The following is a 12253-nucleotide window of genomic DNA, read 5'->3' as shown; positions in this document are numbered from 1 at the left end:
GGGTCGCTCATGCGCGAGACGCCGCCGGCGGCGCGGATGTCGGCGGGAATGCGCTCCAAGGCCATGACGGCGCAGGCGCCGGCTGCTTCGGCGATACGTGCCTGCTCGGGCGTGGTGACATCCATGATGACGCCACCTTTGAGCATTTGGGCGAGCTGGCGGTTGAGGGCAATTTGCTCGGCGCCGCTGGGAACTGGGGCGGGAGCGCTGGCGGTCGACGCTGCGGCGGCAGTGGAGGCTGGCGCGGCGGAAGCGGTGGTGGAGGTGAAAGCGCCGGACGTTTCGGGTGAGGACAAGGGGGCCATAAGATTCCTTTCTGGGGTAAATGGGGCGGGGGAAGCGTCGGCGAAGCCAGGCGCGACTCCGTTGGGGGGTGCTGGGTAGTGTAGAATGGCTGTGGTTATATCGATATAGCCAGTTTTTTAAAAATTGATAAGGTCACAGCTGGAGAACCCCTTTGCCGGTAACTGCCTAAGGTTTAAGCGGCCGATGGATGTCCAAGCGAGTTGATGGTTTTCGGGCGATCTGACGGAGGTCTCAGCAGCGAGCGGTTGGAAGTACGGTCGATCTAGTGGAAGTACGGTCGATCTAGTGGAAGTGCGGGCGGCCTGATGGAGCCCAGGAAGGAGAGGAAGCCATCGGTGCTTACCTATGACTTGCAGAGAGATTCGACGGTGCCGCTCTATGAACAGCTCTACCGTTGTCTGCGCCGCGATATAGAGCAAGGACATTTGAAGCCTTGGGCGAAACTGCCGCCCAAGCGTGAGTTCGCCCGTCACTTAGGGGTGAGCGTCATCACTGTCGAGGGCGCCTATCGCCAGCTTGTCGCCGAGGGCTACGCCTATGCCCAAGAGCGCCGCGGGCACTTCGTGGCCTCATTGGCGCTGCCCTCCGATCAGGAGCGACGGCTTCGCCGTTTGGGCCTTCATCCTACCGAAGCGCCTGTGGGGGAGACACCTCTGCGCGAGGTGCTGCTCGGCCGGGAGGGGAAAGCCACGGGGGTCTGGGAAGAGTTAGGGGGGCAGACGGCGCCGGCACTGCAAGGGGTGTTCCCTTATAAAACGTGGGCGCGGGCCACGCGGCAGGTGCTGGCGGAGGAAAGCGAGGCGAGCCTTCAAAGAGCCGCAAGCCCTACGGGGGCCTTGCGGCTGCGCCGGGCCCTGGCGGCGTATCTGCGCGCGTCACGCGGTATTGAGGTACACCCCGATCAGATTGTCGTAGGCGCTGGTGCGCAGACACTCTACTCCTTTGTGGTGCAGGGCCTTGGCCGTCAGCGCACCTTTGCCATCGAGAGCCCGGGGTATCCGCGCCTGGCCCAGGTGTATCGCAGCAATGATGTGGGACTGGTTGCTGCACCGCTAGATCGGGACGGCCTGCGTATGACCTTTTCCAGCAACGAAGCCGTGTCGGTGGTGCACTGCATGCCTTCCCATCAGCTGCCCACCGGCACGGTTATGACCGCCCGACGACGGCGGGAGTTGCTCGGCTGGCTCGAGGACCGTCCCGATCGCTTCCTTATCGAGGACGATTACGACTGTGAATTTCGCATGACAGGGCGCCCCATTCCCGCCATGCAGTCGCTGGATCGAACCGGGCGCGTTATCTATCTGAACACCTTTACCAAGTCGCTCGGTCCCACGTTTCGCATTGGCTATATGGTGCTTTCTCCCGAGTTGGCGGCGGTGTTCCGCGAGCGTCTGGGGTTCTACGCTTGCACGGTGGGCGTGCTTGATCAGTTAACGTTGGCCCGTCTGATAGAGACGGGCGAGTATGAGCGCCACGTGAATCGTCAGCGCACCCGCTATCGGCGTGGTCAGGATGCCTTGCTGGCTGCGCTGCACGATGTTGACGGCGCCGAGCGCTTGACTGTTCGGCGCGCGGGAGCGGGGCTGCATTTCCTTCTCGAGGTGGATAGCGCGGAGCCTCTCTGGCCCGAGGAAGCCGCCCGACGTGAGCAGGCTATCGCTGATGCGGCGTCGTCGCGGGGCATCCATCTCGTGCCTTTGGGGGCCTATGATACCGAGTTGGCTGCGGGCCTTGTGCCCTCGCAGGCTCCCGGTGCCTTTTCGGTGAAGTCCCGGCCGGCAACGATGGTGGTGTCGCTGCCGTCGCTGCCCGAGGAGAATCCTGTGGCTATAGCCGAGGCCCTGGTGCGTGCCTGTTTGAGCTAGGCGATGACCTCGCCTGTCACTGAGAAGGTAACCACGTTCAAGGGCAGGTCTTTGCCGCTGAGAGCCACCGCCTGGGCGGTGTCGCGTTCCAGGCCGCCGCAGCAGGGAACCTCCATGCGGGCGATGGTGACGCTGGTGACATCGTTGTCGGCCATAATGGCGGCCAGCTTCTCGGCATAGGAGCCCTGATCCAGCTTAGGGCAGCCAATAATAGTGACGTTGCCCTTCATGAAGCGCTCATGGAAGCTCGCGCAGGCAAAGGCGGTGCAGTCGGCGGCAACCAGCAGACCGCGGCCGTTGTAGTAGGGCGCTTGAGTGGGCACAAGCTTGATCTGCGCTGGCCACTGCACCAGGCGACTGGGCAGCTCGGCCACGGTGCGATCGAGGTCGTCTTCGGCAATCTGCTCGGCAGCGGCACGGGCGGCTAGGTGCTGGGCGACGGCGTGCTCGTCGTAAGCCGCCGCTTCTCGCTCGATAAAGGTAATCGCGCCTGTGGGGCAGGCGGGCAGGCAATCGCCCAAGCCATCGCAGTAGTCGTCGCGCAGCAGGCGCGCCTTGCCGTCCACCATGCCGATGGCGCCCTCGTGGCAGGCGTCAACGCACAGGCGGCAGCCCGTGCACTTTTCCTCGTCAATCTGAATGACCGTACGCAGCATGGCGCTTCCTTTCCGCAGGTGGTTCCAAGCTTCTATGCTTCTCATCATAGAGTTCTCGAACGCCTGCGGCGGTTCCCGCCCGCACCTCGAAAGTATTTCGTTACGCCCTCGCCATCGGGGGAAGCAGCGCAGCTTTGGTCCTTGAGGCGTTGCCGCCTGCTACGCCAGCAGCTCCTCGACGGCCGCTATCTTGCGGTTGAGGGTGTCGGTGTGCCCGGGGCGCACGTCGGCCTTCAAAATGACCTCGGTGCGGATGCCCTGGTTGGCCAGGACGAAGGTGGCGTCGCGCACGACGGCCATGACGTCGTCCCACTCGCCTTCGATCTCCGTGAACATGGAGGTGGTGCGATGGGGCAGCCCCGAATCGCGGATGATGCGAACGGCTTCGGCCACGTAGGGGGCCAGCTCGTCGCCCACGCCGAAGGGGGCGATGGCAACAGCAACTAACGTGTTCATGGGGCTTCCTTTCTTCGGTGTCTAGGAGGCGGTGCTACCGCGCTTCCAGCTTCAGGGGAGCGTCGGCGACGTCTTCGGGGGTCAGGTGGTACAACTCGTCCAGGAAAGCCACCTGGAAGCTGCCGGGGGCGTCGGAGCGGGCGGCAGCGCGCGTACCGGCCACGTTGTAGGCTGCCGTGGCCGCGAGGGCGGCCACAAAGGGGTTGGCCACGCAGCAGAACACCGCCGCCACGCCGCCCAATGAACAGCCGGCGCCGGTGATGCGCTCCATCAGCGGCGAGCCGCCGGTAAGGCGCACGGCAGTGGTGCCGTCGGTGACCAGGTCGATGGGGCCGGATACGGCCACTGCGCCTCCCGTGAAGCGAGCGATGGCCGCTGCTGCCGCTTCGGCGGCGTCCACGGAATCGGTAGCGTCCACGCCGCGGGGGCCGGCGCTCGGGGCGTCTGCGGCTGCTTCGGCGCTTACTGGCTTGTCGTTGGTGTCGCCGGCGGCCGTGCTTCCGGGCGTTTGGCTCTCGTCGGTTGCTGCGTCTGCCGCCCCGGGTTGCGCGTCGTTGCACGCGGCAGTTCGGTCAACGTCCAGTCCCCACAGACTCGCCAGGGCTATCACTTCGGAGGCGTTAGCGCGCACCAAGGCCGGCTTGCACGGCTGCACCTGGCGCAGCAGCTGCGAGCGCAGGCTGCCGATGCCGATGCCCACGGGATCGAGAACCCAGGGCTTGCCGGCCGCGGCCAGGGCCTGGGCAGTGCGGGGAATGGTTTCCTCATAGATGGGCAAAAGCGTGCCCAGGTTGATATAGGTGGCACCCGAAGCTTGGGCGACGGCTTCGCCTTCGTCGGGCAGGTACACCATGGCCGCTGATCCGCCGACGGCCAGCTGGGCGTTGGCAACGAAGCTCTGGGTGACGGTGTTGGTGATGGAGGGCGCCAGCGGATTGGTGGCGCGCACCTCGCGCACGGCCTTGGCCATCAAGGCGCGCAATTCGGTTTCGGTAAACGTGGTCATGACGTTCCTTCCCGAGCGCAAAAAAGCGCTCCGTCCGGGGAGCGCTTCGTTAAGCGATGGTGCTCCCTACGACAGTGTTAACTGACAGGTTCTAAGGGTTGGGCGCAAGCCCTCTCAACCGCCGCCCGTCGCGCTGAAGCGCAGCCGACAGGGACGGTACCCCTGCAACGAGTTAAAGCATAGCGGAAAGTGTCGGGGCTTAAGGGGCGGGTAAAGGAATTCGGGCAGAAAAAGGGGAAAAGGGGAAGAGGGCGAGAGGGGGTGCAGGCAAAGGGGGAGGGCGGCCGTAGAGAGGAAGAGAGTGGGGGAGTGCGAGGGGATGTCAGGGATTGCGAGGGAGGGTAGAGGCGCTGTGCTATGATGGCCGCCATGAACGGAAACGAACGACAGAGCTTGCATGATGCGCTGGGCTTGCGGGATGCGCCCAGCGCAATCAGCGAACCTGAGGGATCGCCTCGGCGCGTCATGATGGCCATGAGCGGGGGCGTCGACAGCTCGGTGGCGGCGCTTCTGCTGTGCGAGGAGGGCTTCGATGTAACGGGCGCCACCATGAAGCTGTTCAGCAACGCCGATGTGGCCTGCGACGCTGAATCCACGTGCTGCTCGCTGGACGACGTGGAGGACGCTAAGGCGGTTTGCCGCCGCTTGGGCGTGCCCCATTACACCTTCAATTTCGGCGATCTGTTCGGCGAGCAGGTGATCGACCGCTTCTGCGCCACCTATGTGGAGGGCGCCACGCCGAACCCCTGCATCGACTGCAACCGCTATCTGAAATTCGATGCGCTCCAGCGCCGTCGTCGCGAGCTGGAGCTCGATTATGTGGCCACGGGCCATTACGCCCGCCGCCGCTTCGATGACGCCACGGGGCGCTGGCAGCTGCTGTGCGCCCGGGATGAGACAAAAGACCAGAGCTACGTGCTGTATCACCTGACCCAGGACGCCCTCTCCCATATGCTTTTCCCCTTGGGTGATCTGACGAAGAGCGAGGTGCGGGATGTGGCGCGTGCCCACGGGTTCATGAACGCCGAAAAGGCCGAGAGCCAGGATATCTGCTTCGTGCCCGACGGGAATCATGTAGGCTTCATCGCCCGGCGCTTGGGGCTTGCGGGCTCGGGGCTTGCGACTGAGGCTGGCGCATCGAGCCCGGAGCAGGGCATCGCCCTGCCAGCGGCTTTTCGGCCGGGGCCCATTGTGGACCGGGCGGGCAAGGTGCTCGGCACCCATCGGGGCCTTATCCACTATACCGTGGGCCAGCGCAAGGGCATTGGCGTGGCGGCGCCGGCGCCCCTGTACGTTTTCGCCAAAGACCCTGAGGCCAACGCCCTGGTTGTGGGAGCCGCCGAGGATGTGCTGGTGTCGACGGTGACTGTCCGCGATATCAACCTGATTGCCGTGGAGCGCCTCGAGAGTTCGCGGGCTGTGCAAGTGAAGACTCATTACCGTCAGCGCCCCGTCGAGGCAGTGGTGCGGCAAACGGGTGACGACGAGCTCACCATTGCCTTCGCCGAGCCGCAGCGGGCGGCCGCGGCTGGTCAGGCCGCGGTGCTCTACGATGGCGACCTGGTGGTGGGAGGCGGCACCATCGCCGGCTGTCGGTAAACCGATTGTCGTTTAAGCGGGCGCCGATTTGCGGGCTGCCATGGGCTGCCGCTCGTTTGCAAAAGGCATCGCGGCTGACGCTGCTGCGCCAAGGTCGTCTCGCGCTCGAATTTCTGGTAGCTGCAAAAAGCGCCCCCGGTCCGCAGGGACAGGGGGCGCCTGGAGCGCTCTTAGGCAATACTGGTTTAAGAGGCGCTGTTGAACATGGGGGTGGACAGGTAACGCTCGCCGGTGTCGGGCAGGATGACCACGATGTTCTTGCCGGCGTTCTCGGGGCGCTCGGCCAGCTTGGTGGCGGCGGCCACCGCGGCGCCGGACGAGATGCCCACCAGCAGGCCGTCGTGGGCCGCCAGCTCGCGGCCGGCAGCGAAGGCCTCTTCGTCGGTGATGGGGATGATCTCGTCGTAGATCTCGGTGTTCAGCGTATCGGGCACGAAGCCGGCGCCGATGCCCTGAATCTTGTGCACGCCGGCGCGGCCCTCGGACAGCACGGGAGAGCCGGCGGGCTCCACGGCCACCACCTGGATGGCGGGGTTCTGCGCCTTCAGATAGGCGCCCGTGCCCGAAATGGTGCCGCCCGTGCCCACGCCGGCTACCAGAATGTCCACGGTGCCGTCGGTGTCGGCCCAAATTTCCGGGCCGGTAGTAGCCTCGTGCACGGCGGGATTGGCCGGGTTGGTGAACTGGGAGGGAATGAACGAGTTGGGAATTTCGGCGGCCAGCTCGTCAGCTTTGGCGATGGCGCCCTTCATGCCCTTGGCACCCTCGGTCAGCACCAGCTCGGCACCGTAGGCGGCCATGAGGTTGCGGCGCTCCACCGACATGGTCTCGGGCATGGTGATGATGATGCGGTTGCCACGGGCCGCCGCGATGGCGGCCAGGCCGATGCCGGTGTTGCCGGACGTCGGTTCGATGATGACAGTGTCGGCATTGATCTTGCCAGCGGCCACGGCCTCGTCGTACATGGCCTGGGCGATGCGATCCTTCACCGAGCCTCCGGGGTTAAAGGACTCCACTTTGCCGATGAGGGTGGCGGGCAGCTGGTGCGCCGCCTCGTAATTGGTGAGCTCGACTAACGGCGTGTGGCCGATGAGCTCAGTTACGCTCTTGTGTACGTTCACGAACCTGTCCTTTCTGGTCGCGGGTCTTCCGGGGGGCGGAGCCACGGGGTACCCTGATTCGCTCAAACAGTCCTCGCTTTGGAAAACAGCCCACTGGGCTGTTTTCGTCGCTGCGGAACTCGCTCGGTCAGGGCACCCCGTGTCTCCGCTGGGCTCTCCCTTGGTTGAGGAGGAGGTAGTCCCCGACGGACTCGCTGCTGGCTGCTGGGGCTCATGCTACCTGATGGCGGGGTTCCGTCAACCGAGGGGGTATAGTGGTTTTCGATGGCCGCGACGGCGTGGGGGAGGGCCGTTGGGTATGATTTCTGCATTGACGATGCGTCGTTAGACGTATAATGTCTAGAAAACTACTAGACTTTGGAGCTCGCATGACCTTGCAACAGCTGCGCTACCTCATTGCCATTGCCAACCACGGCTCCATCAGCGGAGCCGCCCATAGTCTTTATGTATCGCAGTCGAGCCTCTCGGTGGCGGTGCGCGACATTGAGCGCGAAACCGGCGTCACCATTTTCGAGCGCTCGAACCGCGGCATTACGCTTACGAACGACGGCATCGAGCTTTTGGGCTATGCGCGTCAGGTGGTGGAGCAGGCCGACCTTATGGCCCAGCGCTATGCGGGGCCCGGCCATAGCGGCGCCCAGCGGCTGGCCATCACCTCCCAGCACTACGCCTTCGTGGTGGAGGCGTTTTTGGAACTGGCCGAGGAGTACGAGGGCGACGGCTACAACTTCAACCTGCGGGAAACCCGCACGTCCGAGGTGATCGAGGACGTGCGCGACTTCCGCAGCGACTTAGGGGTGCTGTATTTGTCCACCTTCAACGAAAGCGTCATCGGCCATGCGCTGGAGGACGCTAACCTGTCCTTCAACCAGCTGTTCACGGCTCAGCCCCACGTGTTCGTCAGCGAGAATCATCCGCTGGCCCAGCGCACGCTGGTCACTATCGACGATCTTACCGATTACCCGCGCTATTCCTTCGAGCAGGGGTCCAATAACTCGTTCTTCTACGCCGAAGAACCCCTGGCCGAGCTGCCCCACGAGAAGCGCATCGCCGTCAGTGATCGCGGCACCCTGTCGAATTTGCTGGCGCATCACAACGGTTACACCATTTCGACGGGCGTGCTGTCCAGCGAAATGTACACGGGCATCGCCAGCGTGCCGCTGCAAACCACCGAGCGCATGCGCGTCGGCTACATCGTGCACAACGAGCGTCAGCTCTCCGAGCTGGCCGAGCGCTATATCGAGAAGCTCAGCTTGTTCGTAGAGGGCTATCAGCTGGCCCAAGCCGCCCTTTAACGGCGGTTGGGCGACAGCGGCTGGCGCACCACGCCGAGGCCCTCGAAGGCGCCGTAGAGCACCATGCCCTGCTTGCAGCGGAAGGTGCACTCCTTGCAGACGGGCTCGTCGCAGTAGACGTAGGCGTCTTCGTCGGCCAGGGCGAATACGAGGGGCCCGTGCTTACCGGGCAGGGGGTATTTCACCTGCAGCCCCGTGAAGGTCTTCAGCATCACCCACGCCAGACGCACGGGGCGCTCTGCGGCATCGGCCAACGCGGCGGGAATGCTCCACGACACCTCCACCGCGTTGGCGTCGTAGCCGCCGACGATGCGGTAGGCAAGGGAAAGCCCCGCAGGCACCGCGTCGCCTTCCAGCAAGGGCAGAGCGGCGCTCGTGTCCGGGAAGGGCGTGGAAGCCCCCTGATAGGGCAGCTCGGCTACGGGAGAGCGCCCGGGCTCGCGAAAGCGGGCTGCCTGGCCGCGGTCGAGCACGACGGCTGTGGCATCCCCGACGCGCATAAAGCTCGGGTCGCCTTCGTCGACGCGGGGCTTCCAGGTGGCTTTGGTGCGTGTGGGGCTTTGGGTGCGCTCGGCCATGACGCTCCTTCAGTGACGGCAATTGGTTGGGGTGAGGTCATTATACCGAGGAGTAATTGTTTCCTTCGCGTAACGCTTTGTGACAGACTTTCGATGCAGTGGTTCGCGCGCGGGATAACCAGTGATAGGATACGAAAAAACGCGAATTACCCTGATAGGATCCTCGCCATGGCCGAGCTGAAAACCCCGACGCTCTTTGAGCGCATGCACCTGGATATATCCGAGGTGCTCGACTGCATGCCCGGTGGCTTTTTCGTCTACCACGCCCATGGCGACGAATCGCTCGTCTACGTCAACGACGCGTGTCTGCGCATGTTCGGCTGCGCGACGCTCGAGGAATTCAAAGAGCTCACGGGCTTTACCTTCCCCGGCATGGTGCACCCCGACGATATCGACTCGGTGGAGCGTTCCATCTCGCATCAAATTGCCGCCAGCACCTACGACATGGACTATGTGGAGTACCGTATCGTGCGCCGCGACGGCAGCGTGCGCTGGATCGAGGACTACGGTCATTTTGTCAGTGCCGAGGAGGGCGATTTCTTCTACGTGTTCGTCAATGACGCCACGGACAAGAAGCGGGCCCATGTGGAAGAGCTCGAGAGGATAAACGCCCAGCTGACCGAGGCCTACGAGCGCGAATTGGAGCATCGCTCGCTGCTGCGCAGCGCGCTCTCCCAGGCTGAGGCAGCCAATGTGGCGAAGAACACGTTCCTGTCGAACATGAGCCACGACATTCGAACGCCCCTCAACGCCGTGGTGGGCTACGCACAGCTCATCAAGGCCCACGGCAACGATCACGGGCGCGTGCTCACTTATTCCGACCGCATTCGCGTGGCCTCCGAGCAGCTGCTCGACGTGGTGAACGAGACGCTGGAGATCAGCCGCCTCGAAGCGGGGCAGATGCAGCTGGCCGAGGCCGAGTGCCGCATTACCGCCATCATGGATCAGGTGGCCCTCGATTGCCGCGATACCGCCCAGCGCAATGGGGTTGAGGTGCAATTGGACGTGGCCCCCCTGGCCCACGACGCGGTCATCACCGACGCCGTACGCCTGTCTCACTTGCTTTTGCAGCTGGTGGACAATGCCATCAAGTACTCGCACCGCGGCGATGCCGTTCGGCTGGCGGTGGAGGAGGTGCCGGGGGCGCCGGCGGGCTATGCGTCCTTCCGGTTCGTCGTGGCCGACCACGGCATCGGTATGGAGCCGGCGTTCCTCGACCGGATGTTCCTGCCCTTCGAGCGCGAGAACAACACCACCGACAGCGGGGTGCAGGGCACGGGTCTGGGACTGACCATCGTGCGCTACGTGCTCGACTTGCTTGAAGGATCTCTCGATGTGGACAGCGCTCCCGGCGAGGGGTCTACCTTCACCGTGGACGTGCGGCTGCGCGTGGTGGAGAAGGGGGAGGGCGCCGCCAGCCCTGCAGGCCATCAGGGGCTCGGCTCGGTGCGCAATATCCTGCTGGTGGAGGACAACGAGCTGAATCGCGAAATTGCCGTGTGCCTTCTGGAGGACGCGGGCTACCGGGTGGAGACGGCCGAGAACGGGCGCGTGGCCGTCGACAAAATCACCCAGCGGCCGGCCGATGCCTACGATGTGGTACTTATGGACATTCAAATGCCCGTCATGGACGGCTACGAGGCCACGCGCGCCATTCGCGCGCTGCCCGACGCCCTGCGCGCGACGCTGCCCATTATCGCGGTGAGCGCCAACGCGTTTTCGGAAGACCGCATGCGGTCGCTGGAGAGCGGCATGAACGCGCACCTGCCCAAGCCGTTGGACGTGCGGCGCCTCGAGGCGCTCATGGCCACGGTGGTGGCGTAAGGCGTCGGCGCCGTTAAGCCTTCGATTCGTCGTCGATGGCTTCCGGCGTTCCCGGGTCTTCTTCCTGCCGCTCATAGGCGGCAATGATGTCCTGCAAGTAAGCGGCGTACTGCTCGGCGAGGGCGGCCGGCTTCTCGATGCGCACGGCAGTGCCGAACTGCGCCAGCCAACCGAAGAAGGTGGGGCTGGCGGTTACCGTGGTCCACAGGCGCGCATGGCCCTCGTCGACGGGGGTAACCTCCACATCTTTGCCGAAGCGGTCGATCATGGCGCTCATCACCTCTTCGCCCACGATCAGCGTGACGGGCACCGCCTCACCGCCGAACATGCTGAAGGTGCGGCTGCTGAAAGCGGTGATATCGAAGGTGGCGATGGCCTCGTTGCGTGCGGCAGTCTCGTCGGCAATGCGCAGGCCCTGCATGCGGTCGACGCGGTAGACGGGGAAGCTCTCGTACTTCTCGTTGTAGGCGATGAGGTAGTAGCACCCTTCGGAATATACCAGGCGCACGGGGGTTTCCAGGTAGGTGCGCCCTTTGCCTTGGGCCACGGGGCGCTTGTTCACGTCATGCTTCACGTAGCGGAAGGCCACTTTGCGCTTGGCGGCCAGGGCCTCGTGGATCACGTCGACGTTGTGGAACACCGACTCGTTCTGCATGCGAATGCGGCCCTCGACGTGCACGTGCTTCGCGATGGAGCTGACCTGGTGCTTCGAGCCCAACGACGCCACGCCGCGCACCAGCTTGTTCGAAATGCGCTCGGTCAGAAAGCGCGAGGACTGCACGGCGTCGATGAGCAGGGTGAGCTCGGCGGCCGTGAACGAGCGCGAGACCAGGGCGTAGGTGGTGGGGCGCGTGGGCAGCTTTTGGATGTCGAAGCCAAAGGAGCGCAAGGTATCGATATCGCGATAGATGGACTTGCGCTCGGCGTCGATGTTCTCGGCGGCCAGAAGCTCAATGAGCTGAGGCGTGGAGAGACCGTGCTGCTCGTCGGTGTGTCGATAGAACAAACGCATGAGATGCAAAAGCTTGAGTTTCTGACGCTCGTTGTCCATGAAGATCATCCTCTCAAGAGGGGGCGGATGAAGCAATTGCGGGGCCGACGAGGGTATACGGTAGCGGGTGAAACAGGGGTGCATTCAGAAAGGGCGGCATTCCGTCGGCAGATAAAGTCTCTTGTTGTCCACGGGCGGCAAACCGCTCGATGACAAAGAGGCTCATAGACCCGACCAGCTGCTTTCCCTTCCTAGAATAGACAACGTAGCACATTCTGAACTCGAAAGAAACGAGGTGTTCCTGTGACTGCAACAAATAATTCGACGGCTCCTCTGGCCGGCATGAAGGTGATCGACTGGACCGAGGTTCAGTCCGGACCGTCCTGCACGCAGCTGCTTGCATGGATGGGTGCCGAGGTCATCAAGATCGAGCGTCCCGGCGGTGACCCCACCCGTACCGAGCTGCTCGATATTGCTGACTCTTGGTCGGTGTACTACCTCCAGCTGAACGCCAACAAGAAGTCGCTCACGCTGAACGTGAAAACCGACGAGGGCA

At 63.9% G+C, this 12253-nt stretch carries 11 protein-coding genes, 1 pseudogene and 1 riboswitch; of the genes and pseudogenes, 5 read left to right on the top strand and 7 right to left on the bottom strand.

Translation table 11 applies throughout. From position 1 onward, the window contains the following. Positions 1-305: pseudogene (locus tag QZ307_RS09260) on the bottom strand (hypothetical protein); the annotation flags it as partial. Positions 306-641: 336 nt separating this feature from the next. On the opposite strand from QZ307_RS09260, the gene QZ307_RS09255 reads away from it, so the two are divergent. Then, positions 642-2171 (top strand): PLP-dependent aminotransferase family protein, encoded by a 1530-nt coding sequence (locus QZ307_RS09255; protein ID WP_295999060.1) that lies wholly within the window; start codon positions 642-644, stop codon positions 2169-2171. On the opposite strand, the gene QZ307_RS09250 is transcribed toward QZ307_RS09255, so the two are convergent. The 3 genes from QZ307_RS09250 to QZ307_RS09240 form a co-directional block, all read right to left on the bottom strand. Then, positions 2168-2827 carry a 4Fe-4S binding protein gene (locus QZ307_RS09250; protein WP_295999057.1) on the bottom strand — a complete coding sequence of 220 codons (660 nt, stop codon included), beginning with the start codon at positions 2825-2827 and terminating at the stop codon, positions 2168-2170. The genes QZ307_RS09255 and QZ307_RS09250 overlap by 4 nt on opposite strands. 159 nt (positions 2828-2986) lie before the next feature. Next, positions 2987-3283, bottom strand: a complete 297-nt coding sequence (locus QZ307_RS09245) for an MTH1187 family thiamine-binding protein (RefSeq protein ID WP_295999054.1) — start codon at positions 3281-3283, stop codon at positions 2987-2989. 34 nt (positions 3284-3317) lie between these two features. Continuing rightward, complete coding sequence (locus QZ307_RS09240; RefSeq protein WP_295999051.1) at positions 3318-4289, bottom strand: hydroxyethylthiazole kinase; 972 nt, start codon at positions 4287-4289, stop codon at positions 3318-3320. A 46-nt stretch (positions 4290-4335) separates the two neighbouring features. Beyond that, positions 4336-4463: riboswitch (TPP riboswitch) on the bottom strand. A 195-nt stretch (positions 4464-4658) separates the two neighbouring features. Here QZ307_RS09240 and mnmA point away from each other — a divergent pair. Continuing rightward, complete coding sequence (mnmA, locus tag QZ307_RS09235) at positions 4659-5888, top strand: tRNA 2-thiouridine(34) synthase MnmA (protein ID WP_295999048.1); 1230 nt, start codon at positions 4659-4661, stop codon at positions 5886-5888. 185 nt (positions 5889-6073) lie between these two features. Here mnmA and cysK read toward each other — a convergent pair whose 3' ends face one another. Then, positions 6074-7009 (bottom strand): cysteine synthase A, encoded by a 936-nt coding sequence (gene cysK / locus QZ307_RS09230; RefSeq protein ID WP_275206970.1) that lies wholly within the window; start codon positions 7007-7009, stop codon positions 6074-6076. A 368-nt stretch (positions 7010-7377) separates the two neighbouring features. Between cysK and QZ307_RS09225 the strand changes: the two genes are divergently transcribed. Then, entirely contained in the window at positions 7378-8304 is a 927-nt protein-coding gene (locus QZ307_RS09225) for a LysR family transcriptional regulator (protein ID WP_295999042.1), read from the top strand. On the opposite strand, the gene QZ307_RS09220 is transcribed toward QZ307_RS09225, so the two are convergent. Further along, positions 8301-8882 (bottom strand): hypothetical protein, encoded by a 582-nt coding sequence (locus tag QZ307_RS09220; RefSeq protein ID WP_295999039.1) that lies wholly within the window; start codon positions 8880-8882, stop codon positions 8301-8303. The two genes, QZ307_RS09225 and QZ307_RS09220, sit on opposite strands and share 4 nt — an antisense overlap. A gap of 168 nt (positions 8883-9050) precedes the next feature. Between QZ307_RS09220 and QZ307_RS09215 the strand changes: the two genes are divergently transcribed. Continuing rightward, positions 9051-10706, top strand: a complete 1656-nt coding sequence (locus tag QZ307_RS09215) for a PAS domain-containing hybrid sensor histidine kinase/response regulator (protein ID WP_295999036.1) — start codon at positions 9051-9053, stop codon at positions 10704-10706. Positions 10707-10719: 13 nt separating this feature from the next. Here QZ307_RS09215 and QZ307_RS09210 read toward each other — a convergent pair whose 3' ends face one another. Then, positions 10720-11757 carry a WYL domain-containing protein gene (locus QZ307_RS09210; RefSeq protein ID WP_295999034.1) on the bottom strand — a complete coding sequence of 346 codons (1038 nt, stop codon included), beginning with the start codon at positions 11755-11757 and terminating at the stop codon, positions 10720-10722. A 243-nt stretch (positions 11758-12000) separates the two neighbouring features. Between QZ307_RS09210 and QZ307_RS09205 the strand changes: the two genes are divergently transcribed. Further along, positions 12001-12253, top strand: a 253-nt coding sequence (locus QZ307_RS09205; RefSeq protein ID WP_295999031.1) for a CoA transferase, incomplete at its 3' end; no start/stop codon positions are given.

The sequence above is a fragment of the uncultured Adlercreutzia sp. genome (assembly GCA_910585575.1).
Lineage (GTDB): Bacteria > Actinomycetota > Coriobacteriia > Coriobacteriales > Eggerthellaceae > Adlercreutzia.
The sequence above is the reverse complement of the archived record's forward strand: the minus strand, read 5'-3'. Positions and strand labels throughout refer to the sequence as shown.